Annotated in this window: 24 protein-coding genes; 14 read left to right on the top strand and 10 right to left on the bottom strand. The window is 61.1% G+C overall.

Annotated features, from left to right (window positions below; all coding sequences use genetic code 11):
• The first annotated feature begins 11 nt into the window (after positions 1 to 11).
• The 5 genes from KQ940_RS04070 to KQ940_RS04050 all read left to right on the top strand — a co-directional run bounded on the left by KQ940_RS04070 (position 12) and on the right by KQ940_RS04050 (position 5,910).
• Complete coding sequence (locus tag KQ940_RS04070) at positions 12 to 1,022, top strand: mevalonate kinase family protein (RefSeq protein WP_217411978.1); 1,011 nt, start codon at positions 12 to 14, stop codon at positions 1,020 to 1,022.
• Positions 994 to 1,932 (top strand): mevalonate kinase, encoded by a 939-nt coding sequence (gene mvk, locus KQ940_RS04065; protein WP_343222610.1) that lies wholly within the window; start codon positions 994 to 996, stop codon positions 1,930 to 1,932. The genes KQ940_RS04070 and mvk overlap by 29 nt, the downstream gene beginning before the upstream one ends.
• A 32-nt stretch (positions 1,933 to 1,964) precedes the next feature.
• Positions 1,965 to 2,960 (top strand): diphosphomevalonate decarboxylase, encoded by a 996-nt coding sequence (mvaD, locus tag KQ940_RS04060; protein ID WP_217411976.1) that lies wholly within the window; start codon positions 1,965 to 1,967, stop codon positions 2,958 to 2,960.
• A 6-nt stretch (positions 2,961 to 2,966) separates the two neighbouring features.
• Complete coding sequence (locus KQ940_RS04055; protein WP_217411974.1) at positions 2,967 to 5,318, top strand: DNA polymerase II; 2,352 nt, start codon at positions 2,967 to 2,969, stop codon at positions 5,316 to 5,318.
• Positions 5,319 to 5,391: 73 nt separating this feature from the next.
• Positions 5,392 to 5,910 carry a retropepsin-like aspartic protease family protein gene (locus tag KQ940_RS04050; RefSeq protein ID WP_217411972.1) on the top strand — a complete coding sequence of 173 codons (519 nt, stop codon included), beginning with the start codon at positions 5,392 to 5,394 and terminating at the stop codon, positions 5,908 to 5,910.
• A gap of 35 nt (positions 5,911 to 5,945) precedes the next feature.
• Here the strand turns inward: KQ940_RS04050 and KQ940_RS04045 are convergent, their stop codons facing one another.
• Both KQ940_RS04045 and KQ940_RS04040 read right to left on the bottom strand, forming a co-directional pair.
• Positions 5,946 to 6,149: a hypothetical protein gene (locus KQ940_RS04045; RefSeq protein WP_217411970.1), complete on the bottom strand. Its 204-nt coding sequence runs from the start codon at positions 6,147 to 6,149 to the stop codon at positions 5,946 to 5,948.
• Positions 6,150 to 6,283: 134 nt separating this feature from the next.
• A complete protein-coding gene (locus KQ940_RS04040; RefSeq protein ID WP_217411968.1) occupies positions 6,284 to 6,862 on the bottom strand; it encodes a TetR/AcrR family transcriptional regulator in 579 nt (192 codons plus the stop codon).
• A gap of 138 nt (positions 6,863 to 7,000) precedes the next feature.
• On the opposite strand from KQ940_RS04040, the gene KQ940_RS04035 reads away from it, so the two are divergent.
• A complete protein-coding gene (locus KQ940_RS04035) occupies positions 7,001 to 7,405 on the top strand; it encodes a VOC family protein (RefSeq protein ID WP_217411966.1) in 405 nt (134 codons plus the stop codon).
• A gap of 1 nt (position 7,406) precedes the next feature.
• The gene (locus tag KQ940_RS04030) at positions 7,407 to 8,336 is read left to right on the top strand and encodes a pyridoxamine 5'-phosphate oxidase family protein (protein ID WP_217411964.1); all 930 of its coding nucleotides are present in this window, start codon (positions 7,407 to 7,409) and stop codon (positions 8,334 to 8,336) included.
• Positions 8,337 to 8,356: 20 nt separating this feature from the next.
• On the opposite strand, the gene KQ940_RS04025 is transcribed toward KQ940_RS04030, so the two are convergent.
• Positions 8,357 to 10,300 carry a S8 family peptidase gene (locus KQ940_RS04025; RefSeq protein WP_217411962.1) on the bottom strand — a complete coding sequence of 648 codons (1,944 nt, stop codon included), beginning with the start codon at positions 10,298 to 10,300 and terminating at the stop codon, positions 8,357 to 8,359.
• A gap of 432 nt (positions 10,301 to 10,732) precedes the next feature.
• Between KQ940_RS04025 and KQ940_RS04020 the strand changes: the two genes are divergently transcribed.
• A complete protein-coding gene (locus KQ940_RS04020) occupies positions 10,733 to 11,944 on the top strand; it encodes a M48 family metalloprotease (RefSeq protein ID WP_217411959.1) in 1,212 nt (403 codons plus the stop codon).
• A gap of 71 nt (positions 11,945 to 12,015) precedes the next feature.
• On the opposite strand, the gene KQ940_RS04015 is transcribed toward KQ940_RS04020, so the two are convergent.
• Genes KQ940_RS04015 through KQ940_RS04005 form a run of 3 tightly spaced genes read right to left on the bottom strand, consistent with a single transcriptional unit; the run spans position 12,016 to position 14,859 of the window.
• Positions 12,016 to 12,684: a LutC/YkgG family protein gene (locus tag KQ940_RS04015; RefSeq protein ID WP_217411957.1), complete on the bottom strand. Its 669-nt coding sequence runs from the start codon at positions 12,682 to 12,684 to the stop codon at positions 12,016 to 12,018.
• The gene (locus KQ940_RS04010) at positions 12,681 to 14,084 is read right to left on the bottom strand and encodes a LutB/LldF family L-lactate oxidation iron-sulfur protein (RefSeq protein ID WP_217411955.1); all 1,404 of its coding nucleotides are present in this window, start codon (positions 14,082 to 14,084) and stop codon (positions 12,681 to 12,683) included. The genes KQ940_RS04015 and KQ940_RS04010 overlap by 4 nt, the downstream gene beginning before the upstream one ends.
• 4 nt (positions 14,085 to 14,088) lie before the next feature.
• The gene (locus KQ940_RS04005; RefSeq protein ID WP_217411953.1) at positions 14,089 to 14,859 is read right to left on the bottom strand and encodes a (Fe-S)-binding protein; all 771 of its coding nucleotides are present in this window, start codon (positions 14,857 to 14,859) and stop codon (positions 14,089 to 14,091) included.
• 165 nt (positions 14,860 to 15,024) lie between these two features.
• Here KQ940_RS04005 and KQ940_RS04000 point away from each other — a divergent pair, with 165 nt between their 5' ends.
• Positions 15,025 to 15,744 carry a FadR/GntR family transcriptional regulator gene (locus KQ940_RS04000; RefSeq protein WP_343222609.1) on the top strand — a complete coding sequence of 240 codons (720 nt, stop codon included), beginning with the start codon at positions 15,025 to 15,027 and terminating at the stop codon, positions 15,742 to 15,744.
• Between the two features lie 14 nt (positions 15,745 to 15,758).
• Here the strand turns inward: KQ940_RS04000 and KQ940_RS03995 are convergent, their stop codons facing one another.
• Complete coding sequence (locus tag KQ940_RS03995; RefSeq protein WP_217411951.1) at positions 15,759 to 16,640, bottom strand: PhzF family phenazine biosynthesis protein; 882 nt, start codon at positions 16,638 to 16,640, stop codon at positions 15,759 to 15,761.
• A gap of 114 nt (positions 16,641 to 16,754) precedes the next feature.
• Between KQ940_RS03995 and KQ940_RS03990 the strand changes: the two genes are divergently transcribed.
• On the top strand, positions 16,755 to 17,696 hold the full coding sequence (locus KQ940_RS03990; RefSeq protein WP_217411949.1) for a LysR substrate-binding domain-containing protein: 942 nt from the start codon (positions 16,755 to 16,757) through the stop codon (positions 17,694 to 17,696).
• 29 nt (positions 17,697 to 17,725) lie between these two features.
• On the opposite strand, the gene KQ940_RS03985 is transcribed toward KQ940_RS03990, so the two are convergent.
• Positions 17,726 to 18,706, bottom strand: a complete 981-nt coding sequence (locus KQ940_RS03985) for a LysR family transcriptional regulator (protein ID WP_217411947.1) — start codon at positions 18,704 to 18,706, stop codon at positions 17,726 to 17,728.
• 89 nt (positions 18,707 to 18,795) lie between these two features.
• Between KQ940_RS03985 and KQ940_RS03980 the strand changes: the two genes are divergently transcribed.
• The 4 genes from KQ940_RS03980 (at position 18,796) to KQ940_RS03965 (ending at position 22,552) form a co-directional block, all read left to right on the top strand.
• On the top strand, positions 18,796 to 19,437 hold the full coding sequence (locus KQ940_RS03980) for an alanyl-tRNA editing protein (RefSeq protein WP_217411945.1): 642 nt from the start codon (positions 18,796 to 18,798) through the stop codon (positions 19,435 to 19,437).
• 66 nt (positions 19,438 to 19,503) lie between these two features.
• A complete protein-coding gene (locus KQ940_RS03975; RefSeq protein WP_246589701.1) occupies positions 19,504 to 20,280 on the top strand; it encodes a 2OG-Fe(II) oxygenase in 777 nt (258 codons plus the stop codon).
• A gap of 1 nt (position 20,281) precedes the next feature.
• Complete coding sequence (locus KQ940_RS03970) at positions 20,282 to 20,923, top strand: LysE family translocator (RefSeq protein ID WP_217411943.1); 642 nt, start codon at positions 20,282 to 20,284, stop codon at positions 20,921 to 20,923.
• Between the two features lie 144 nt (positions 20,924 to 21,067).
• A complete protein-coding gene (locus KQ940_RS03965) occupies positions 21,068 to 22,552 on the top strand; it encodes an aldehyde dehydrogenase (protein ID WP_217411941.1) in 1,485 nt (494 codons plus the stop codon).
• Between the two features lie 101 nt (positions 22,553 to 22,653).
• On the opposite strand, the gene KQ940_RS03960 is transcribed toward KQ940_RS03965, so the two are convergent.
• Together KQ940_RS03960 and KQ940_RS03955 are read right to left on the bottom strand one after the other, a co-directional pair.
• Positions 22,654 to 22,959, bottom strand: a complete 306-nt coding sequence (locus KQ940_RS03960; protein WP_217411939.1) for a helix-turn-helix domain-containing protein — start codon at positions 22,957 to 22,959, stop codon at positions 22,654 to 22,656.
• Complete coding sequence (locus KQ940_RS03955; RefSeq protein WP_217411937.1) at positions 22,940 to 23,323, bottom strand: type II toxin-antitoxin system RelE/ParE family toxin; 384 nt, start codon at positions 23,321 to 23,323, stop codon at positions 22,940 to 22,942. Before KQ940_RS03955 ends, KQ940_RS03960 begins: the two co-directional genes overlap by 20 nt.
• Between the last annotated feature and the right edge of the window lie 89 nt (positions 23,324 to 23,412).

The following is a 23,412-nucleotide window of genomic DNA, read 5'->3' as shown; positions in this document are numbered from 1 at the left end:
GAGGTGTCAAAATGAGAGTGGCCTGTGCTCCGGGCAAGGTTATCCTCAGCGGCGAGCACGCCGTGGTCTACGGTGCCCCGGCGCTGGCGCTGGCGGTGGACCGCCATATGCGTGTCTACTTTGAGCCGGATCGGCTGCCCAGGCTGAGCTGGCATGCGCAGGAGCGCACCCATGTACTGGGGTTGGACAAGTTCGCAGCCCTGCGCCGTCGTCTCGACAGCCATTTCGAGAGCTACCTGCGTGGCGAGCTGTCGATCACCCAGATCCTGAAGAAACCCGCCGAACTCGCGTTCTACGCCGTCGATATGGCACGCATGATCTCGGGACTCGAGTCGATCCCCCGCGGCAGCGTCCGCATCGACTCCGATATCCCGATCGGCGCCGGAATGGGCTCCTCCGCGGCGCTGATCGCCGCACTGTTGAAGCTGTTCGGGCATATCGACGACCTGGATCAGCTGATCAAACAGGTTCATCACTGCGAACGTCTGCAGCATGGTCGGGGTAGCCTGATCGATGCCGCAACGGTATGCAGTGGGGGGCTGGTGCGTCTGCGTGATGGGCAGATCAGTCGGCTACAATTGGGTGAAAGGGGCTTGGGTAACGGCTGGTATTGGGTGTTTACCGGCACCCCCGCGGCCAGCACCGGGGCTTGTGTCGAGCGCGTTCGGCGTGGTTTCGCGACCTCGTCGATCTGGAGTGAGTTCGCCGATCTTACCGCCGAGATCGAACTGGCGCTCTGTGCCGGTGGCTCGGTTACGGCACAGGTCCGCGAGAACCACCGATTGCTGACCCGCATCGGCGTGGTACCGGCGCCTTTGCTGCGTTTTGCGGAACAGGTAGAACAGCAGGGCGGCGCGGCCAAGGTATCCGGCGCCGGCTCCGTATCCGGTGATAATGGCGGCTTGATGCTGGTCTGGCTGCCGGAGGGCTCGCCCGGCGAGCTTGAGATGCCAGGCGACTGGCATTGGGGCCAACTGAAAGAGGATCCAGACGGTGTCCGACTACTCGATGATCAAGGCTAGTGCGCCCGGCAGCATCATGCTGATGGGGGAGCACGCGGTCGTGCGTGGCGCCCAAGCGATCGCCTGTGCGGTGAACCGCTATATCCATGTCGAGCTGACCCCGCGCGATGACGATCAGCTCTTTGTCCACAGCGAACTGGGTGATTACCGGGCTACGCTGCACGAGCTGCCCGATGACCCCGAGCTGCAGTTTGTCGTCGCAACCTTGCGCCATTGGCAGCCCAGGCTGCCGAGCGGGCTGGAGCTGCGTGTCGAATCCGAGTTTTCCCACCGGGTGGGATTGGGTTCGTCGGCGGCGGTGGTGGCCGCATTGACCCTGGCACTGAGCAACTTCACCGAAGCCGACATGAACAACGAACAGCTGTTCGATGCCGCCCTGCAGGTGATTCATGAGGTACAGAACGGCCGCGGCTCAGGGACGGACCTGGCGGCCAGCATCTACGGTGGGCTGATCGCCTATCGGGTGGTGCCGCGGGAGCTGATTCCGTTAAAGGGGCTTCCCGAGATCAGTCTCTGGTATGTCGGATACAAGATGAAAACGCCGGCGGTGCTTGAGTTGGTTGAACGCAAGGCAGCGGCTTTCCCGTCGTTATATGCCAGTCTCGACCGGTTGATGGAGGGGTGTAGCCTGCAGGCACGCCTGGCGATCGAGATGAGCGATTGGCAGTCGCTGGGCGAACTGATGAATTTCTACCAGGGCTTGCTGGATGCGCTTGGCGTCAACGACGGCAAGCTGTCCGAGCTGGTCTATCGCCTGCGTGCCACGGCGGGGATCTACGGCGCCAAGATCTCCGGCTCGGGCTTGGGCGATTGCGTGGTTGCCCTGGGTGCGGGCCAGCCCGAGGGGCTGGCGTACGAGCAGATCTCGGTGGCCGTGTCGGCGCAGGGAGCCTGCTGCTCGCGCCGCTAAGGGCAGCAACAACAGATCGGAGTAGGGGATTGATGAATAGAGCCGAGATCATGGCGGGGTGGTTGCCTGAAGGGGAGACACCGAAGGCCAGTGGAGAACACTTCGCACCGAGCAATATCGCCCTGTGCAAGTACTGGGGCAAACGTGACAGCGAGCTGAATCTGCCGGTCAACGCGTCGCTATCGGTATCCCTGGACCAGCTTGGCAGTCGAACCCGGGTCGAACCGATAGAGTCGGCGACCGATGAGGTGTGGCTCAATGGTATGCGCCAGACCCCCGATAGCCGTTTTGCCACGAGGGTCAGCGCCTTTATCGATCTGTTCCGCAGCCGCCACCCGGAGCTTGCGTTTCGCGTACACACCAACAACAACATACCCACGGCGGCTGGCCTTGCCTCATCGGCGTCCGGTTTCGCCGCGCTGACCAAGGCATTGAACGACGCCTTCAGTCTGGGGCTGTCGGCCACGGCGCAATCGGTGGTAGCGCGTTTGGGCAGCGGTAGCGCCTGCCGTTCGCTGTTTGACGGCTTCGTCGAGTGGCAGATGGGGGTGCGGGAAGACGGCCTCGACAGCCATGCCATAGCACTGGAACAGCGCTGGCCCGGGCTCAGCATCGGCCTGCTCAAGGTGGACGAGAGCGAAAAGATCGTCGACTCCCGCGCCGGTATGCAGCGCACCAAGGAGACCGCCCACCTGTACCAAAGCTGGCCGCTGCAGGCCGCAGCCGATCTGAGCCGTCTGCAACAGGCGATCGAGACGCGGGATTTCGCGCTGCTCGGCAGTGTGGCGGAACAGAACGCCCTGTCGATGCATGCGACGATGATCGCCTCCTGGCCGCCACTGCTGTACTGGCAGCCCGAGAGCGTTGCCGCGATGCAGAAGGTGTGGCGCCTGCGTAGCGAAGGGCTGGCGGTCTACTTCACCATGGATGCGGGGCCCAACCTCAAGCTGCTGTTCGAAGCCGCCTCAGGTCCGGCGCTCGAGGCCCAGTTCCCGGGGCTGGAGATCGTGCAGCCCTTCGGCGCCTGATTCCACGTGGCGACCGGGTTCGTTCTCACGCGTCAGCAGCGTGATCTCGGTGAAGGCATCGAATTGTCGTACTGGTTATCCACTGTCGATGGTCCCAGGCGGATCGATATCCAGGGTGAGGAGGCGGTGTGTTTCGTACTCACCGCCGAGCAGGAGACAATTCGCCAACGCTTGGCCGACCTGCAGGGCTGGCGCCTGCGCGAACTCAGCATGTGCGATCTTCAGCAGCGTCCGGTATCGGCACTCTACTGCCGTACCCTGGCCCTCTACCGCGACGTAATCGCCCGGCTTGAGCAGGCGGGGCTGGCGCTGATGGAGGAGGATATCCGTCCGGTCGACCGCTACCTGATGGAGCGCTTTATCCACGCCGGTGCGCAATGCCATGAGCGCGAAGGCAGACTGCTGCTCAAGTCCGCCGATTACGATCCCGCGTTCCGTATTCTGTCGCTCGATATCGAGACCACTATGCGTGCCGACCGCATCCTGTCGGTGGCGTTGCAGGGGCCGGGACTTGAGTTGGTGCTGGTCAACGGCGAGGCGCCGAATGAGTCCTGGATCCGCAGTTGCAGAGGCGAGCACGAGCTGCTCGAGCGGATGATCGCCGCCATCAACGCTTATGACCCGGATATTCTGATCGGCTGGAATGTGATCGGCTTCGACCTGCGCGTCCTTGAAGCGCGGGCCAAGGCGCAGGGACTGCGGCTCGGCATCGGTCGCGAGCCGCAGCCGATCCTGGTGGACCGGGCGCAGAACGGCCGCTGGTTCGCACGGATCCCCGGGCGGGTGGTGCTCGATGGCATCGATACCCTGAAGGGCGCAACTTGGCGCTTCGAACGCTATGGCCTGGAGTACGTTGCCCAAGAACTGCTTGGGCGCGGCAAGGCGATCGACAAGGTCGATGACCGGGGCGCCGAGATCCAGCGTCTCTATGCCGAAGACCGCCTGGCGCTGGCGCGCTACAACCTGGAGGACTGCCGCCTGGTCAGCGAGATCTTCGCCAAGGCGGGCCTGATCGAGTATCTGATCGAGCGGGCACGGCTGACCGGTCTGCCGCTGGACAAGGTGGGTGGTTCGCAGCAGGCGTTCGATAACCTCTACCTGCCGGCGCTGCACCGCAAAGGCCATGTGGCGCCGCAATATGCGTCCGGGCGCTCCGATCTGTCGATCCCAGGCGGCTTTGTCATGGAGTCCAGGCCGGGCCTTTACCGCCATATCCTGGTGCTCGATTTCAAGAGCCTGTACCCGAGCATCATCCGCACCTTCAAGATCGATCCGCTTGGGTTGAGTAGAGGGTTGAGTAAAGGGTTGAGCAAGGGCTCTGAGGAGGGGGCTGACGCCGACGATCTGGTCCCCGGTTTTCACGGCGCGATCTTCTCCCGTTCGCAGACCCTGCTGCCGCAGATCATCGAAACCCTCTGGCACGCCCGCGACAGGGCGAAGGCGGAGGGCAACGCGGCGCTGTCACAGGCGATCAAGATTCAGATGAACGCCTGCTACGGCGTGCTAGGGTCGCGGGTGTGCCGCTTTTTCGATCAACGTCTTTCCGGATCGATCACCCTGCGCGGGCACCAGATCCTGAACCAGACCGCGGAGCGCATTGAGCAGCACCACGGTCATCGCGTGATCTACGGTGATACCGACTCCGTCTTCGTCTGGCTTGGCGATGACTGGCCCGACCGGGACACGGCTGCCTACGGTGAGCAGCTGGCGGTAGAGCTGAACCGGTGGTGGAGTGAGCAACTGCGCGAGCGCTTCGATCTCGACAGTGCCCTGGAGTTGCAGTTCGAGGCTCACTACAGCCGCTTTCTGATGCCGCGCATGCGCCATAGCGAGAAGGGCAGCAAGAAGCGCTATGCCGGTCTGAAGCGCAAGGCGCGGAGCGGTGAGGAGCTGGTGTTCCGCGGGCTGGAATCGGTACGTACGGACTGGACCGCATTGGCACGCAACTTCCAGCGTGAGCTATATGAACGTATCTTCCACGACCGCCTCTATCACCCGCTGATCGCCGAGACGATCGAGCGTCTGCGCAGTGGTCAGAGCGATGAGATGCTGGTCTACCGGCGTCGACTGCGTCAGCCGCTCGAGGCCTACACCCACAATCAACCGCCTCACGTGAAGGCGGCCCGGCTGCTGGAGGCCGATCGCAAGCAGCAAGGCTTGCCTCCAGCCTACACGGTCGGCGACTCGGTACAGTATCTGATCACGGTAAACGGTCCTGAGCCGCTGGAGCTGTTGCGTTCACCGATCGATTACCAACACTATGTCGATAAACAGCTGCTGCCGGTGGCCGATTCTATCCTGCCGTTTCTTGGTGAGGGGTTTGAAGCGCTGGCGGCACCGCAGATCGAGCTGTTCTGATTGCCAGAGGATGAAAGGGAATTTAACCGCCATTGGGCGGGTCTATTCAGGAAGAGGGTGACACGAGGTGAGAATGCAGAATTCCGACCCTAACCGCCGACGCATGGCACGGCTGATGACCCATCTGACCTGGGTTGCGGTGCTGGCGATGCTGACGCTCTACTTCAACAACTATATCGAGTCGCGGGAAAATCCGAATGCGGCGCTGGCGTTGACCGACAGCCTGGGATCAGAAGTGGTGCTTGAGCGCAACCGTGCCGGACACTATCTGGCACCGGGACGGATCAACGGTCAGCGGGTCGATTTTCTGGTCGATACCGGGGCGACCAGCGTCAGCGTGCCCGAGCATCTGGCGCGGGAGTTGGGACTCAAAAGAGGCATGCCGATGCAGTCGATGACGGCGAACGGCGTGGTGACCGTGTATCGCACTACTCTGGATAGCGTAGAACTGGGTGGTATCCGCATGCAGGATGTCAGTGCCAGCATCAACCCCGGGATGACCGATGATATCGTGCTGCTGGGGATGAGTTTTATGCAGCACCTTGAACTGAACCAGCGTGATGGCCGGTTGACGCTGAGAGTACCGCATTGACCGGATTATGCCCGAATGGGTCGAACCTGACCGGCTTAGATAGACATCTGGTAGCTGATAAAGAATTTGGCGGCGACGGCAAAGAGCGTCAAGCCTGATACCAATCCGAGAAAGATCAGTTTGCCTTCACGGCTCGCCTTGGCGCAGATCTGTACGTGCCAGACCGACCAGAGTTTGAACCCGATCGCGAACAATACGACTACGAAAACGGCAACTTCGGTGTTGGACCACTGAACCATCGCGTGCGTCTCCCGATAGCTGTTTAAAGATGCATCCATTATCCATTTTAAAGATGCATAATGGAAGTATCTTTTGCCGTGTCGCCGCTCCTGGCGATGGCGAGGGACTATCGAAGGCGGCTAGGCCGATTCAGTTACTCCGTCCTTCCCATGCAGCGGGCGTCGACCAGCAGCATCTGGGCGATCTGCCTGGCGCGTTTCGCGGCATCCTTGGCGTTATGCATCTGTGCCGTGACGATCGCACCGTCGACGAGCAGCATCAGATCGTTGGCAAGCTGAGTACTTTGCTCCGGGCAGTGTGCACTTAGATGTCTCTCCAGCTGTCGGCCCATCTCGCTCTTGTGGCCAGCCGAAAAGCGGTGGATCGCATCCTCGGCTGCCGAATACTCGCCACTGGCACGGATAAAGTTGCAGCCGAAAAACTCCACCGTCTGAAACCAGCTATCCAGCATATCGAAGATCGCGAGTACCCCCTCCGGCCGGGGATCGGCGCTCAGCTGTTGCTGCAGTGCCTCGATCAACTGCCGGTGCCTTTGCTCCAGCACTGCCAGAATCAACGCCTCCTTGCTGGCGAAATGCTTATACAGCGTTGCCTTCGACACACCGGATTCGGCCAGGATCAGATCGATTCCGGTGGCGTGGTAGCCTCGTTCGTTGAACAGCCGAAGTGCGGTATCGATCAGGTGCTGTTTGCGAGGGGTTTTCTGCGTCATGGCCAGGTTCGTTGAACTCCTCCGAGTGGATGAGATCGAGCTTACGCGAAATTCGTTGACGTGAACAGATCTGTCTACTATGGTTGTTCAAAGTGAACAGATCTGTTCACTTTGAATTCTGGATTGGGAGTAAAGGTAATGAGCGGATTGACCAAAGGTGTTCACCATCTGGGACTAACGGTGCCGGATCTCAGCGAAGCGGTTGCATTCTTCAGCGAGGTGCTGGGGTTTGAAAAGCTGGGAGAGAAGCCCGATTACCCGGCCGTGTTCCTGCATGACGGCAGCGTCATGCTGACGTTGTGGCAGGTGCAGAGTGACCAACCGGTGGCATTTGACCGCAAGCGCAATCTGGGGCTGCACCACTTTGCGCTGGCCGTTGATGACGTCGATGCGCTGCAGCAGGTGTACCAGAGGGTGCAGACGTATACAGGTGCCGAGATCGAGTTCGCACCGGAGCCGCTGAACGGCACCCCTTTGCACCATATGATGTGCACGATTCCGGGCGGCATCCGTATGGAAGTGATCGCGGCGGGAGGGCAGTGAGATGGGGACGCAGGCTTTTCATGCCGGGGAACTGGAGATCCAGCGACGCGCCGGCGTGCCTGAACGAACCCTGAGCGTTGGTGAAAAAGTGCTGCGTCCCTTGCTGATCGATCAGCATCGTCAGTTTTATCCACAGCTGCCGATGCTGTTTCTGGCGGCGACCGACTCGAACGGCGTGCTCTGGGCCACCGCGCTGTATGGCGAGCCCGGATTCATCGGCTCGCCCGACGAGCGCACGCTGTCGGTTCGGGCGGACTGGCACGCGGCGGACCCATTACACGACCAGCTGAGAGCCGGGCAGCCCTATGGGCTGCTCGGACTGCAGTTCGCCACCCGTCGCCGCAACCGGGCCAACGGCAAGATTCAAGCGGTGTCCGGGGATAGGCTGCTGCTGGGAATAGAGCAGAGCTTCGGCAACTGCCCCAAGTATATCCGGCCGCGTGAAATCCAGGGCCTGATCGCCGAGCGCTCTGGGCGCAGTCACGAGCTGGCCAGCCTTGATGGCAGGGCGGCGGAGCTGATCGAGAGGTCGGATACCTTTTTTATCGCCAGCCGAGCGGCGCCAAATGTCGGCACTCGGACCGAACCTCAAGCGGGTTACGATATCTCCCATCGCGGCGGTCAGGCGGGGTTTGTGCAGGTGCCGGACCCGCACTCACTGGTGTTCGCGGACTTCAAGGGCAACGACTTTTTCAACACCCTGGGCAACATCCAGACCTGTTCGGAAACGGCTTTGCTGTTCATCGATTTCGACAGCGGGGATCACCTCTACCTTAACGGCCATGCATCGCTGCTCTGGTCCGAGGAGGGGCCTCTGCCCATACCCGGCTACGCCCGAAACGTTCGATTTCGTTTCAAGCGTGGGATGCTCATCGAGCGGTTAAGCCCGTATCGCTGGCACGATCTCCAGGCGGACAGGGGCACGGCTTAGTCTGATACCTATCGACGCGCTCAACATTTGTTTTTTGGGTGTGTACAGGATCCACCACCGCCTCCGCTGCCACTGGCGCTGGTTACGCTGCCGCTGGAGGACTTCTTGCCGTTTTTCAGTGACAGGGTGGTACTGACTTCAGCGTTGCCGCCGCTGTCGGTGGTGATCAGCCTCACCAGATAGTTGCCGGCAGCGTTGTAACTGTGTCCCGGACTCTCGTCGCTACTGGCCGCACCATCGCCAAAGCTCCAGCTGTAACTCAGCGTACCCTGGCCTTGAGAGGCGTTGGTGAAACTGCAAACCAGGCCGATGCAATCGTAGCTGAACGCGGCTACCGGCCCCGTTCCTGGATCGCCACCACCTGGATCGCCCCCGCCACCGTCAGAGGGCAATACATCATTGGCCAGTGCCGCTGCCAGATCGAGCCGACCGTGGGCGGTCCAGCTCAACAGGTTCTGGCCGTTGGCGCCCACCTGGGCGGCGTTATCCTGCAGTCGCTGACGTACCGCCTGGTTACAGGGCATGCCGGCGTAACTGCAGTTTGCCGGAGCCTTGGAGGCTACGGCGTCGAGCCGGTTGTACAGGTCGCTCCAGACCAGCGCAGCAGCACCGGCAACCAGCGGGGCCGACATGGAGGTGCCGCTCCACCAGTCGACACAGCTGTCGCTGGACGATGCGATACCGCAGGCCGACCCGGGCTGGAGTCCGATGATGTCCTGTCCAGGGGCCGCGATCGAGACCCAGTCATCTTGGTTGCGGCTATAGGTGGAGAAGCCTGCGCGGTCATCCTCATGATCGGATGCGGCGACAGAGAGTACGGTGGAGTTGCCGCCGGCATCGGTACAGGCTGCCGGATAGACCTTCGTGGTGTTACCGTTATTACCCGCCGCCGCGACCACCAATACTCCTTGGTCGCGTGCGTGCTGGATAGCTTCGCACTCGGCGGTCGACGGATCGGTGGCGTAGATCTCTCCGGTATCCGGATCGATCAGATCGCTGCCGTAGCTCATGGTGATCACCTGATACTGGCTGCGTATCAGCGTGCCGCCGTCAAACTGGTCACTGGAGGCCAGAATGATCGCTTCCGCGGAGCCGGATACGGGGCAGAGCCCGACCAAGTAGATAAAGATGCCGTCGGTCACCGCTTCCTGATAGCAGACCTTGAAGATGCCGACACCACTGTCGAAACCGGCGCCTGCGAGACCTTCGGTGTTGTTGGTATCGGCGCCCGCCTCACCGGCGGTAAAGGTGCCGTGCCCCAGGTTATCGCAGGCCGGGTCCCCCGATGGGCAGATATCATTGCCGTAACCGGGAGTCGCACCGACCAGACTGACTTTCTCGAGGCACTTATAGGCCAGGTCGGGGATGTTGCAGTCGGCACCGCTGTCGAGTACCGCGATCTTCGGTTTGTCATAGGAGGTCAGATCGCCCGCGACACCGGTTTCGATCTCCCAGCCGGCAGGTGCATTGATATCGGCGCCGGGCGTACCGTAGACCGTATCCAGGCTGACATTGCCGAGAATATCCTGGGTTTTCTGAATATGCCCCTGGCCGACGTTGTGCAGATACCACTGCTCTTCGAAGTAGTTGGCCGCACCGGTTATCAGCACCGGTCCGGGCTCCTCGTTCGGTACCACCAGCAACCGGTAGTAGTCCGGTTCGGCATAGAGCACGTTGGGGTTGCGCCTGTAGGCGTCGACGCTCGCTTCGACCCGCCCATCAGGCACCTGCATGACCTGCACATCGATCTGGGGGATGGTGCGCAGCAGCTGGGCATTCGCGGCCATATGCTCGGCGGTGATATCGGCAGCGGCAGTGCCCGGTTTGAACTTCACCAATACCCGGTCCGGCGCATAGCGCGGGATATCGAGTTTGGCTATATCGGGCATGGCGGCAAAGCTGCTCGGGACAAAGCAGACAAACGCAAACAGCAGCATGAGAGTAGTGATGCGTATACGGTGCATGGAACGCCCCCCTGTACGATCTGTCCTGGAGTCGGTTCCGCCGTTTCGGGTGTTGGCTAACGCTCGATAAAGCGACGGGAAATATAATAGGTATAGGTCAGTTAACGCAGCTGTACATAATCGATAAAAGCGCCAAAAGTGTAATGAAAAGTTTACATAATGAACGAAATTCAGATTCCGCGACGAGAAAGTCCCCGGTACGATGCAGATAGGGGGCTAAGGGATGTTTGATAGTGGTTTTATGATCGGGGATATTCGATTTTGCGCAAGTCGAGGCTGTCTATTTATGCCCCGATTGCCTAAGATCGAGCCTGGGGTAACCGGGCCTTGTTCGGTACCTGCCCGCCATGATTGCGGCGCGGCCAGATTGGCGACAATGAGCCGCCATACGCTGCCGCTATATGCAGCCACCAGAGTTTAAAGGAGCTAAACGTGAATCTGGTTTATAAGCACGAGAAATCCCTGTTTACCCTCGCCGTCATTATTTCGACGCTGCTTTGGCTGGCGCTGATTATCGGAACCTTCGGTATAGCGCTGGCGTATATTCTGTTCGGTTACCTGTTCTTCCTCTTTGCCCATTCGGCATTTATCTCCTATCTGAAGGGGACCGGTGTCCGGGTGAGTGCCGAGCAGTATCCGGACCTGCACGAACGCCTGCAAAACTGCTGCCGCAAGGTGGGTGTGGACAAGGTGCCAGAGATGTACCTGCTGCGCACCGATTTTTTCAATGCCCTTGCCACACGCTTTCTCGGCCGACACTTCATCGTGCTGTTCACCGATGTGGTGGACGCGCTTGAGGATCAGCCGGGTGCCATCGATTTCTATATCGGCCATGAGCTTGGCCATATACACCGCAAACACCTGCTTTGGAGCGGACTGGTGGCGCCGGCATCGTTCCTGCCGCTGCTGGGGGCTGCGCTGCGCCGGGCAGAGGAGTACACCTGCGATCGTTATGGGGTGGCCTGCTGCTCGAACGAGGAGGATATCCGCGCTGCACTGGCGGCGATTGCGGCGGGCGATACCCGCTGGAAGAGCATCAATACCGATGCTTATCTGGCTCAGGCTCAGTTGACCGGTGGGTTTTGGATGTCGTTCAACGAGCTGACAGCCGACTATCCCTGGTTGACCAAGCGGATGGCGGCGGCGATCGCGCTGTCCCGTGGTCAGGAGATCCGTCAACCCGGGCGCAGCAGACTGGCCTGGCTGCTGGCACTGTTCGTGCCCAGGGTTGCCGCCGGTGTTGGTGGGGCGGCGTCGCTGTTGATCGTGGTGGCGATCATCGGTGTGCTGGCGGCGGTGGCGGTGCCGGCCTATCAGGAGTACACCGAGCGGGCGCGCACCTCGGCGGCTTATGCACAGGCGCAGGGTATCGGACAACAGGTCGAGCAGTATGCGCAGAGCAACGGTGAATGGCCAACCTCACTCGAGTTGCTCGGATACTCCAGCGAGACGCTGGTGGACTCGACATCGAAGTATGAGATCAGTCTCTACGAGGATGGCGTGATCGGCGCGCTGATGGGACAGGATGCCGCGGGCGAGGATATGTATCTCGTACTCGAGCCCAGCGTGGAGGAGGGGCGGATCGACTGGAGCTGCTACGGTCAGAATATGGCAGCGGCCAAATTGCCGCCCGCCTGCCGCTAGTCTTTCACCCCTTGCAGGAGTCAGTGCATGGCACAGTTGCCGGCCATGCACCGTCTGTTTGCAGCTGAACGCTACTCGTCGCGGATCAGGAAGATCGCCAGTCGACGTGGACCGTGGGCGCCCATCTGCAGCTTCTGCTCAATGTCGGCGCTACGTGACGGGCCGGTGATCATATTGACCGTACGCGGCATCTCGCCACCGCTGGCTGCACGCAGCTGCTGCCAGGCCTCCTCGTAAGCGCCGACGATGCTGCTGGCGGAGAGCGCGACCAGGTGGTTGTCGGGCAGGAAGTTCAGCGTGGTTGGGCTGTCCGGTCCCGAATGCAGCATCAGCGTGCCGGTTTCGGCAATGCCGCAGAAGGCGTTGGTCAGGCTGGCCTCGTCCCCGGCCTGGGCTACCCGCTCCTCGCGTACCAGGCTGCTGCTGGCTGACCAGTCGAGGTTCTGCAGGTTCTCCTCGCGGGCCAGCACCAGCTGGCTGATACCGTTCTCGCTGAGCCAGTGCTCGACCGCCGCAGACAGCTCGTTGCGGTGGCGCAGCTCGATCAGCTCGGCGGCACTCTCGATCGCCATCTCGATGAACAACTGTATACAGGCCGCCTGCGGGAGCTGGGCGCGTTGCGGGATCAGATTGGCAGCACGCGCCTGCAGGCGCTGCTGTACCGTCTCTTGGCGCTGGCGGTCGTCGGCTCCGATGCGCAGGCCGGTGCGGATGCGGTTGAATATCTCGGCTCTGCTCATGACTTGCGCTCCTGCCACTGCTGCATGAAGGTTTTTCCGCTGGGCGCGGGCATATCTCTGAAGTCGGTCCATCCGCCGGCCAGCGGCAGTTTACGGATGCGGCCGCGCTTGCCGCCGACCAGACGCAGGAACAGGTTGCTGCTCCAGGAGAGCATACGGTAGAGCGCGGGACGTTTGGCAAAGAACGCCCAGATACCGATGCCGCTGCGGGCCGCTGCCGGTGTCAGGTGCTTCTCCCACTCCTTGTCGCGCCAGTGGCGCATCAGTTTCGGCAACGGGATGCGTACCGGGCACACCTCCTCGCACTTACCGCAGAAGGTGGAGGCGTTGGGCAGCAGGCCGGCGTTCTCGATGCCGATCATCTGCGGTGTCAGTACCGAGCCCATCGGGCCGGGGTAGACCCAGCCGTAGGTCTGGCCGCCCACGGCGCCATAGACCGGGCAGTGGTTCATGCACGCCGAGCAGCGGATGCAGCGCAGCATCTCCTGGAACTCGGTGCCGACCATATCGCTGCGGCCGTTATCCACCAGTACCACATGGAAGTTTTCCGGCCCGTCCCGGTCGGCCTGCCGCCGGGGGCCGGTGGAGAGGGTGTTGTAGACGGTGAACTCCTGGCCGGTGGCGGAGCGCGCCAGCAGGCGCAGGAACAGCGTCATATCCTCCAGCGTCGGCACCACCTTCTCGATCGACGACACGACGATATGGGTCTTGGGCAGGGTCTGGGTCAGGTCGCCGTTACCCTCGTTGGTACAGATGATGGTGGAGCCGGTTTCGGCGATCAGAAAGTTGGCGCCGGTAATACCCACGTCGGCAGAGACGAACTGCTTGCGCAGCATCTCCCGCGCCTCCTGCATCAGCACCGCCGGGTCGTCGCTCTTGGGCCGCTTATGGTGCTCATGGAAGGCTTCGGCCACATCGTCTAGCGTCAGGTGGATCGCCGGGGCAACGATATGGCTGGGGTGGTCGTTGCGCAGCTGCAGGATATACTCGCCGAGATCGGTTTCCACCGGGGTGACGCCGTTCGCCTCCAGGTACTCGTTGAGCGCGATCTCCTCGGTCACCATCGACTTGCCCTTGGTGACGGTCTTGGCATCCTGTGCCCGGCAGATCTCAAGGATCGTCTTGCGCGCATCCTCGGCGGTTCGGCACCAGTGCACGGTGCCGCCTTGGGCGATCACGTTCTTTTCGAACTCCTCCAGATAGAGATCTAGATGCTCGATAATATGGTTCTTCAGATCCCGTGCCTGATCGCGCAGCGCATCGAACTCCGGCAGGCGGGCAACGGCGGCGGCACGTTTACCGGGGAAACCGGCCTTGAGATTGCCCAGCGCCCGCTGCAATTTTGCATCGTGCAGCGCGATATGCGCGCTCTTTTTGAACTCCTGGCTTCTGATCTCCATGCCCTTACACCCCCTGTTCCGCTTCGCCGATGGCGGGCGAGTCGAGCATATCCGCCAGTACCTCGACTACATGTCGCGCCTTCACCTCGATCCCTTCGCGCTTGAGCTTGCCCACCATGTTGAGCAGGCAACCCAGGTCGCCGCCGAGCAGGGTGTCGGCGCCGGTGGCGCGGATGTTCTCGCTCTTGTTGCCGACCATGCGGTTGGAGATCTCCGGGTATTTGACGCAGAAGGTGCCGCCGAACCCGCAGCAGGTTTCCGCCTCCTCCATCTCGCTGATCTGCACGCCGGGGAGCTTTGACAGCAGCTCGCGCGGCTGCTTCTTGACGCCCAGTTCACGCAGACCTGAGCAGGAGTCGTGATAGGTCACCTTGCCCGTGAACGAGCTGGACAGCTTGTCCATATCCAGGTGCAGGGCGAGAAAACTGGTGATCTCGAACGCGCGGGCTTTCAGGTCGAGCGCACGTTGGTGCCAGGGATCGGACTCGACAAACAGTTCCGGATAGTGGTGCAGCATGCCGATACAGGAGCCGGAGGGCCCGACCACGTACTCGAAGCCGTCGAACGCCTCGATGGTCTGGCGGGCGATATCGGCGCTGTCCTTGCGGTCACCCGAGTTGAACGCGGGCTGGCCGCAACAGGTTTGCCGCTTGGGCACCTCGACCTCGAAACCGGCCAACTCCAGCAGCTTGACGCTGGCGAAGGCCACTTCGGGGCGGAACATATCGGCCAGGCAGGTGACGAACAGCCCGACTCTGGGACGCGGATTAGCCATAGGGTGCTTATCTCGTATCTGTTTTTGTGCATTGATAGGCATGCTGAGAAAGCATGCTCTGAAAGCGTTCTGTGAAAGCGTTCTGTGAAAGATAGGTGAGGCAAACCCGGTTGGAAATGTTATCCTGCAAACTGGTCTGACCAAGTGGCTTGGAGGTGTAGTGCGGTGCCTGATCGCCGACCGAAGGATGATAACCCCGAGTTGGGACCCAGCGACCGGCTGTATGCGCGTTTGATCGCACAGATCGCCGAAGGAAGCCTATTGCCCGGTGGCAAACTTGCCTCCGAGCGCAAGCTGGCGACGGAGCATGGCATGTCGCGGGAGATGGTGCGCGGTGCTCTGTCCCGGCTCGCGGCGGGCGGCTATATCCAGTCCGCACAGGGGCGGGCGAGTCGGCTCTGTAATCTGATGGCGCCCCATCTGCAGCTGCCGCTGGAGGGGCTGGGCGATGATCTTGAGTTCCAGCTGCAGGTGATGGAGATACGCGCGCTGCTCGAAGGTGAGTGCGCCTGGTATGCTGCGCAGCGTGCCAGTGATGCCGAGCTTGCCCTATTGGCCGAGGAGTATGCGCTGATGTACGAACGGGGCAAGAGCGAGACGACCCTGGCCAAGGCGCGGGCGGACCTGCGCTTCCATATGCTGATCGCCGAATCCAGCCATAACCTGCTGCTGATCTCGTTCAGCCAGCTGTTCTACGAGCGCTACTTCAATGCGATCTACGGCGTGCTGTCACGCACGTTGAAAAGGTTCGGCCGCTACCCTGAAGGGATACGTGGCCAGCATGCCGAGATCCACCGGGCGATCCAGGCGCGCGATGCCGAACATGCTCGGCGGATAGCGCGCGAGCATATTCTGTATACCCGTGCGCTGCTGGCGGCGGATTGAGCCGGAGCGGTTCGTCAGTCGGCAATCTCGACCGGTCGCGTATCGCTGAGCGCCGCACTGCCTCCCGCCATCAACCCCCGAATTGCGTCACCGTTCGCGGTATCCAGTCTCACCTCGATCAGGCTGGGTGACGGCACCGGCATGAAATGGCCCTGTTCGATCAGGTAGCGCTGCTCTCGGATGCCGAGCTGGTCGTGCAGGTAGCAGGCCAGTGGGCCTGCGGCCATCCCGGTAGCCGACTCTTCAGCGATGCCGTAACGGGGGGCGAACATACGGGTGCTGGCATGGCGTCCCTGCGCAGCGGTGTGAAGGGTGAACAGATAAATGCCGATCAGTTCGAGTGCCTCGCTCAGTTCGCTGATCACCGACTGGTCGACGCGCAGGTTGGCCAGTGTCGATACATCCTTGACGCCGAGCACGACAAAGGCGTTTCCGGTATTGACCACCAGTGGTGCGGCGTCGGGCAGCAGTTGAGTGTTGTGCAGACCAAGGCCGCGCAGCAGCTGCGCGTGGCTCTGTTCCGACAGCGCCGTGTATCTGGGTGCCAGCTGCTCCATGTAGGCCTGAGTCTGCTCCAGGCGGATCTCACGGCATCCATCGATGGTCTCCTTGACCGCATGGGGCTTGGTCAAGCTGCCGATCTGTCGGAGGTAATTGAAGGTGGCGACGGTGGCGTGACCGCAATGGGCGATCTGGCGACTGGGTGTGAAGAACTCCAGCATGAAGTCGGCTTTGCCGGAGGGTGAAACGAACGCCGTTTCGGACAGGCCGACTGCGGCGGCGATATGCTGCTTCTGCTCGCGGGTAAAGCGCTCTGCGTCCAACACCACGCCCGCGGGATTGCCGCCAAGCTGGCCATCGGTAAACGCATTTACGATCGGTACTTCAATTTTCATTATGTCGCTCCTGGGTGCTGCCTCTATAGGTTAAGGATCTGCCATTGCCAGCGAGGGGACAAACGAGAAAATAGGCTCCATACTTAAGTTTTATTTAAGTGTGGAGCGAGTGGTTTGAATCGCCTACCGAACCTCAAGGCGCTGCAGGCGTTCCGCTATGCCGGCGAGCAGCAGAGCTTTAAAGCCGCTGCCGACCGGCTCCATGTCACTCAGGCTGCGATCAGTCAGCAGATAAGAACGCTGGAGGAGCAGCTGGGGATCAAACTGTTCAAACGGCTGACGCGTGAAGTGGTGCTCTCGCCGGAAGGCAGGCAGCTGCTGCCGACCGTGTCCAGGGCGTTCGAGTTACTTGAGCAGGGGCTTGCGGCGCTGGCAGACGATCCCGCCCCCGACCGGCTCAACATAGCGACCCTGCCATCCTTTGCCAGTCGCTGGTTGGTACCCCGCCTGGGCCGTTTGCGTGACAAGGCGCCGGAACTGTCCGTCAACCTCTCGCCAAGCCTGGAACTTGCCTCCTTTACGGGCACGGATCTGGATGTGGCGATACGGTTCGGGCGCGGCGATTATCCGGGACTGACCGCCATCAAGCTGTTTGATGAGCAGCTGATTCCGGTCTGTCACCCCAGCTTGCTGGTGCGTGGAGAGCCGATGAAACGCCAGCTCGCCGGGCTTACCCTGCTGTCCGACGATTCACCCGATATACTGCCGATGTGGGAGGTGTTTCAACAACGCTCGGGCATCAGTTTCGACAACGGTTGCGCGAGGCTTCAGGTTAACGACGCAAACCTGTTGGTTGAAGCCGCTCTGGCCGGACAGGGGCTGACGCTGATGCGCTTCAGCCTTGCCTATGAGCTGTTGGCCCGAGGCCAGCTGATCTGTCCGTTGCCGCTCTGTCTCAAGTCTGAGTTCGATTACTATCTGGTGGCGCCTGAGCCCTACTTTAAACGTCCTAAAGTCAGGCTGTTGCAGGAGTGGCTCCAGGCAGAGTTTGGCGACACTCGGGCCGCTTGGGCGCAGTTTGAAACCCATCTCGGCAGGGGCGACGTTTTTCGCTGAGAGCGGTTGTTCAGCGGTCGAACGGGCTCTCAGGCAACGCCCGGCTCGCGGCTGCCGGCCTCCACTTCCGGCGATTCGTAGGGGGAGGCGAGGGTGGGCTCCTGGCTCAGGCGTGCGGCCAGGAAATCGATGAATACCCGCAGTTTGGTCGGCAGGTGACGTGTGGGCGGGTAGAGCACCCAGGCATCGCCGCAATAGTTGGTATTGAACTTCCACTCCGGCAGCACCTGCACGATCAACCCCTGTTGCAGTGCACTGCGTGCGGTGAAGTAGGGCAGGCTGCCGATGCCGATATGGTGCAGCACCGCGTCCAGGCGCACCCCGGTATGGTTGGCGGCGTACCGTCCCCGGACATCGACACTGACACTCTTGTTGCCGTGCTGGAACTTCCAGCGTGAATCGCCGGGCTCCTCGGCCAGATAGATGCAGCTGTGCGACTTGAGATCGCGCGGGTGTCGGGGCGTACCGTACCGCTCCAGGTAGCGCGGCGTGGCGCAGAGCATATGATCGATACGCAGCAGCGGGCGCCCCATCAACCCCGGCGGCGGCTGATCGGTGATGCGGATCGCCAGATCGATGCGGTCGTCGATCAGGTCCACATAGCGGTCGTCGAGCTGCATCTGCAGATCGATCTTCGGATAACGGTTCAGGAACGCGGGCATATGTGGATGCACGACGAAACGGCCCACCGCCTTGGGTACGCTGACCCGTATCAACCCCTGCGGCTCCTGGTTGAACTGGCCCGATGACTCCATCACCGCTTCCGCGGCGTTGATCATGTCCAGGCAGTGGGCATACACCTCCTGACCACTTTCGCTCAGGCGCAGTTTGCGCGTGCTGCGTTGCAGCAGCCGGGTGCCCAGGGCTCGCTCCAGGCGGCTGACGGCACGGCTTGTTGCAGAGGGTGTCATACCCAGCTGGCGGGCTGCTTCGGAGAAGCTTTTCGCCTCCACCACGCGCACGAAAACCGCCATTTCCGGCATCAGCGCAATCGCTTTATTTTTGTCCATGAGGCAAAAGTCATTTGGTTTTACATCGGATTATCAAGCCATTCATTGCCCAATACAATGCGCATAACTCCATTGGAAAGGCTGTCATCATGACCGAATGTCTCTATTTGAACAGTGATACGTTGTGCCTGAACGCTGAGGTGGTCGAGTGCACCGCCGTCGAAAACGACCGTTATGCCGTGAGGATGAAGGCCACGGTGCTCCACCCTCAGGGGGGAGGGCAGCCCAGCGATATCGGTTGGATCGGCGGTGTGCCGGTGATCGATGTGCGCCAGGAGCAGGGGGAGATCATCCACTACCTGATGGAACCTGTGCCGCTGGGGCCGAATGCGGTGCAGGTCGATGAGTCGATGCGCCGGCTGCATAGTCGACTGCACACGGCAGGGCACCTGATCGGGCATGTGGTCGAGCGACTCGGTTGGCAGCCGATCAAGGCTCACCATTGGCCGGGTGAATCTCAGGTGGTGTTCCGTGCCACGGAGCGTTCGCTCCCTGTCGATCTGACCGAGGTCGAGCTGCGCTGCATTCAGCTCATTGCGCAGGACCTGCCGCGGCGGGTCAGCATCCGCGAAGACGGTTTCCGCGAGGTCGGCTTCGGTGATATCCAGGCCTATCCATGCGGCGGCACTCACGTGCGCTCGCTGGGGGAGGTGCACGGTGTCCTGATCCTCTCCTCCAAGAACAAAAAGAACCAACTCTCGATTCAATACGACGTTATTCCGTCATTCTGAGTAGTCCAAGAACTGTTGCGGCATATGTCGCGGCATATCTCGCCGCATATTCAGCGGTATAGGAGGATGATCATGTTACTGGAGTCGAATGAACTTGATATAGAGGCAATGGGCAAGCTGGCAAAAGGGGAGGCGCTGGCGCTGCGGGTGCGGCAGTTTATCGGCAACGATATCGCCCAGAAACTGGGCGACAAGATACTGTTTCAGGGGTTCGATAAATACGCCAATGCGCCCAGTATCGGCCGGATCGGCATGGCCTTTTATGAGGCGGAGAACCAGCCGCCGCGGATCGCGGACTATTTCGAGAGCGCCTACGAGAATATCGACGAACTCAGGAAAAGGTGCTTCCCCTACTTCTCGCCGATCGACCTGCTGCGCTGCAAACTGGATGAGACCTGGTTGCCCGGAGCCCAGCTGGAAACCCTGTACGGCCGCAAGATGTATGTCGGTCTGTCGCGGGTGATCAAGCCCGGTGTCCGCTTTCTTGCCCACCACGATATTTTTGCCAAGGATGCACCCGACAGCTTCAAGGCCCGCAGCCTGCAGACCCAGATTGCAGCGAACGTCTACCTGACCATGCCCAGCGAGGGTGGTGCAGTCCAGATCTGGGACAGGGAGCTGACGCCGGAGGAGTTCGACGGCATGCGCGGCGACAGCTACGGCATCGACCCTGAAATACTGGGCGACCCGGACCTGGAGATATGTCCGGAGCCCGGCGACCTGGTGCTGTTCAACTCCCGGCGTATGCACGCCGTGACCCCCGGCAGTGACGACCTGCGTCTGAGTCTGTCCTGTTTTATCGGCTATCGCGGCGACGCTAGCCCCCTATCGTTCTGGAGCTGATATGGATATCGCTTACCTGCATGAATTTACCGCACTGGCGCTGGTGCATTTTCTCGCCGTGGTGATCCCCGGGCCGGACTTCGCGATCACCGTGCGCCAGAGTGTTCGCTTCGGTCATCTGGCAGGAACGGTAACGGCGCTGGGGATCGGCACCGGTATCTCGGTGCATGTGATCTACACCCTGTTGGGGATCAGCGCGCTGATGCACACCACCCCCTGGCTGATGGATATGGCCAGCCTGGCCGGTGGCCTTTACCTGATCTACCTGGGGGTAGGGTTGATCAGAAGTCGGCCGACCAGATCCGGGGAGCGGGACACGGAGGCGCTCTCGGATGAGCGCCAGCCGCTGTATAAAGCCTTCGTGGTCGGCTTCATGACCAACGCCACCAACCCCAAGGCGACGCTGTTTTTTCTGGCGATCTTCACCACATTGGTCAGCAGTACCACACCGTTATCGATCCAGATCGCCTACGGTGCCTGGATGTGTTCCGTGAACGCGCTCTGGTTCATCCTGGTCAGCTACCTGTTCTCCCGTAACGGTGTCAGGAGCCGTTTTCTCTGCCTGGGCCACTGGCTGGAGCGGGCGATGGGCGGGCTGTTGATCGGTGTCGCGTTGATCTACTTCCAGCGCCTGGGGGCATAGCCTGTTCGATGGCCAGCTGAGCGCCGCCGTGCAAGAGCGCTAGCGCTGTCGTGTAGAAAGCATCTACCCCTCGGGGTGTATTGGCTTTGTGCATGGAACCCCCTAGTCTGCTAGCCATAGCAATAATCCGATGAGGAGCTCTCGATGCATACCCTGGCAGAATGGACTGCGCTGGCGCAGACACTCGAATTTCGCAACCTGGCCTGGATCGACGGTGGATTCCGTGCGGCGATCAGTGGCAAGACATTCCCGGCGATCAACCCGGCGACCGAAGAGCTGCTGGCCGATGTCGCCAGCTGCGATACCGCCGATATCGACCTGGCGGTCGCGGCGGCGCGTCGTGTGTTCAAATCCGGCGAGTGGTCGCGCTGTGCTCCGGCCGAGCGTAAGCGGGTACTGCTGAAGCTGGCGGACCTGATGGAGCAGCACAAGGATGAGTTCGCGCTGCTCGACACCCTGGATATGGGCAAGACCATCACCGAGATGGTCTATATCGATGTACCGGACGCCATCGACTGCCTGCGCTGGACCGCTGAGTGCATCGACAAGGTGTATGGCGAGATTGCGCCGACCAAGCCGAGCACCCTGGGCCTGATCACCCGCCACCCGATCGGTGTGGTCGGGGCGATCACGCCCTGGAACTACCCGCTGCTGATGGCGATGTGGAAGTTGGCGCCGGCGTTGGCGGCCGGCAACAGCGTGGTGCTCAAACCCTCGGAGAAGGCGTCGCTGAGCTGCCTGAGGCTTGCCGAGCTGGCACGCAGTGCCGGTCTGCCCGATGGCGTACTCAACGTGGTGCCGGGCTTTGGCCACACCGCGGGCAAGGCGCTGGCGCTGCATATGGATGTGGACAGCCTGGCCTTCACCGGTTCCACCCGTGTCGCCGGTATGCTGATGCAGTACGCCGGTCAGTCCAACCTGAAACGGGTATGGATCGAGGCGGGTGGCAAGTCGCCGCTGATCGTGTTCGACGACTGCGCCGATATCGAGGCCGCTGCACGGGGCGCCGCGAGCGCCATCTTCTCCAACCAGGGCGAGGTGTGCATTGCCGGTTCCCGTCTCTATGTGCAGAACAGCATCCGCGAACCGTTCATCGAGGCGCTGAAGCGCTTTGCCGGCAAGTACCAGCCCGGTAATCCGCTCGATCCCAAGGTGAAGATGGGGCCGATGGTGGACAGGGCGCAGCTGGAGACGGTCAACCGCTATATCCAGAGTGCCATCGACGAGGGCGGCACCATCGCCCATGGCGGTCTGGCGGACACCGAGGGGACCGGTTTCTTCCCGCGCCCGACCATCGTCACCGATACCCGTGCCGATATGACCTGTGTGCGTGAAGAGATCTTCGGCCCGGTACTGTCTGTGGCCGGTTTCGACAGCGAGGAGGAGGTGATCGCGCTGGCCAACGACAGCATATACGGACTGGGTGCTTCTGTGTGGACCGACAACCTCTCCCGTGCCCATCGTGTCGCTGGGGCGATCGAGAGCGGTATGGTCTGGGTCAACGGCTGGGGCGACGGCGATACCACCATGCCGTTCGGCGGCGTCAAGGGCTCGGGCAACGGCCGCGACAAGTCGCTGCACGCGCTGGAGAAGTACTCCGAACTGAAATCGGTCTGGATCAGCCTCTAGGTTTTCACCTCTTCCAGTCGCGCCTGCCTTTGCCGGGCAGGCGCCGTTGAGATGCGAGCCGCAGCCTGATCTCGTAGACCGGATTAGATCATGACTCTTGATTAAATAATGGCCTGCAATCCCTTATCGGCGATGACATTGAGCAGCTTGAGCGCAGGCCCTGAGGGGTGAGTTTCACCTTGTTCCCACTTGCGTACCGTCGAGGCGGTGGTGTGTAGGTGATGGGCGAACACCGGCTGGCTGAAGTGCAGTGCTTCACGCAGACGTTTAATGTCGTCTGCACTGAACTCGCGAACCGGCGGTGGACAGATCGCGTCGAACTCGCGCATCGTTACCTTGCTGATCGCGCCGGCGTCGTGCAATGCGGCCAGGTCACCGCGCAAGGATTCAATTATTTTGCTCGTCACAACATACCTCCAGTAGAACACCAGCCTGCAATGCCTTCATCAGTTCCTTGGCCGATAACTCCAGAAATACCTTGCCGGCATATTGCAGCGCTTTTTTCTCGTCCCGCGTGATGCTCGCCCTGTCGCTTTTCGGGAACCCATGCAGGAATACATAACGGTGACCAACACGGGCCGATAACAAGGTACGGTAGCCACCGCTCTTACCCGCACCGGGACGGGCGACCCGCTTCTTGTAGAAGTGACCGCCCAAGTCGGCATCAATCAGCCCCCTTTCCATTTCCTGGACTGCCTTGCACAGGGCCGTATCGGACAGCTTTTTGCCCGCTTGCCACCTTGCAAACTCCTTTCGCTTCAATATGTCCATGCCATCCATCCTCAAAAACATACCCGTAGCGGGTATGATTGTCCATCCCTGCACGTGGCAGATCACCACCTACACCCAAAGGCTTTCCA

Source organism: Marinobacterium ramblicola (assembly GCF_019084545.1).
GTDB classification, from domain to species: Bacteria; Pseudomonadota; Gammaproteobacteria; order Pseudomonadales; family Balneatricaceae; genus Marinobacterium_D; species Marinobacterium_D ramblicola.
Note: the sequence above shows the minus strand (reverse complement) of the source record. Positions and strands in the feature narration are given on the sequence as shown.

What these genes read in the sequence shown, in the direction of transcription:
- KQ940_RS03955 (WP_217411937.1), bottom strand. Translation starts at nt 23,323, where the DNA reads ATGGACATATTGAAGCGAAAGGAGTTTGCAAGGTGGCAAGCGGGCAAA.
- KQ940_RS04015 (WP_217411957.1), bottom strand. Translation starts at nt 12,684, where the DNA reads ATGAGCAGAGCCGAGATATTCAACCGCATCCGCACCGGCCTGCGCATC.
- KQ940_RS04030 (WP_217411964.1), top strand. Translation starts at nt 7,407, where the DNA reads ATGGGGACGCAGGCTTTTCATGCCGGGGAACTGGAGATCCAGCGACGC.
- KQ940_RS03965 (WP_217411941.1), top strand. Translation starts at nt 21,068, where the DNA reads ATGCATACCCTGGCAGAATGGACTGCGCTGGCGCAGACACTCGAATTT.
- mvaD (WP_217411976.1), top strand. Translation starts at nt 1,965, where the DNA reads ATGAATAGAGCCGAGATCATGGCGGGGTGGTTGCCTGAAGGGGAGACA.
- KQ940_RS03985 (WP_217411947.1), bottom strand. Translation starts at nt 18,706, where the DNA reads ATGGACAAAAATAAAGCGATTGCGCTGATGCCGGAAATGGCGGTTTTC.
- KQ940_RS04050 (WP_217411972.1), top strand. Translation starts at nt 5,392, where the DNA reads ATGCAGAATTCCGACCCTAACCGCCGACGCATGGCACGGCTGATGACC.
- KQ940_RS03980 (WP_217411945.1), top strand. Translation starts at nt 18,796, where the DNA reads ATGACCGAATGTCTCTATTTGAACAGTGATACGTTGTGCCTGAACGCT.
- KQ940_RS04005 (WP_217411953.1), bottom strand. Translation starts at nt 14,859, where the DNA reads ATGGCTAATCCGCGTCCCAGAGTCGGGCTGTTCGTCACCTGCCTGGCC.
- KQ940_RS04070 (WP_217411978.1), top strand. Translation starts at nt 12, where the DNA reads ATGAGAGTGGCCTGTGCTCCGGGCAAGGTTATCCTCAGCGGCGAGCAC.
- KQ940_RS04045 (WP_217411970.1), bottom strand. Translation starts at nt 6,149, where the DNA reads ATGGTTCAGTGGTCCAACACCGAAGTTGCCGTTTTCGTAGTCGTATTG.
- KQ940_RS04025 (WP_217411962.1), bottom strand. Translation starts at nt 10,300, where the DNA reads ATGCACCGTATACGCATCACTACTCTCATGCTGCTGTTTGCGTTTGTC.
- KQ940_RS04010 (WP_217411955.1), bottom strand. Translation starts at nt 14,084, where the DNA reads ATGGAGATCAGAAGCCAGGAGTTCAAAAAGAGCGCGCATATCGCGCTG.
- KQ940_RS03995 (WP_217411951.1), bottom strand. Translation starts at nt 16,640, where the DNA reads ATGAAAATTGAAGTACCGATCGTAAATGCGTTTACCGATGGCCAGCTT.
- KQ940_RS04040 (WP_217411968.1), bottom strand. Translation starts at nt 6,862, where the DNA reads ATGACGCAGAAAACCCCTCGCAAACAGCACCTGATCGATACCGCACTT.
- KQ940_RS04035 (WP_217411966.1), top strand. Translation starts at nt 7,001, where the DNA reads ATGAGCGGATTGACCAAAGGTGTTCACCATCTGGGACTAACGGTGCCG.
- KQ940_RS03975 (WP_246589701.1), top strand. Translation starts at nt 19,504, where the DNA reads ATGATCATGTTACTGGAGTCGAATGAACTTGATATAGAGGCAATGGGC.
- KQ940_RS03970 (WP_217411943.1), top strand. Translation starts at nt 20,282, where the DNA reads ATGGATATCGCTTACCTGCATGAATTTACCGCACTGGCGCTGGTGCAT.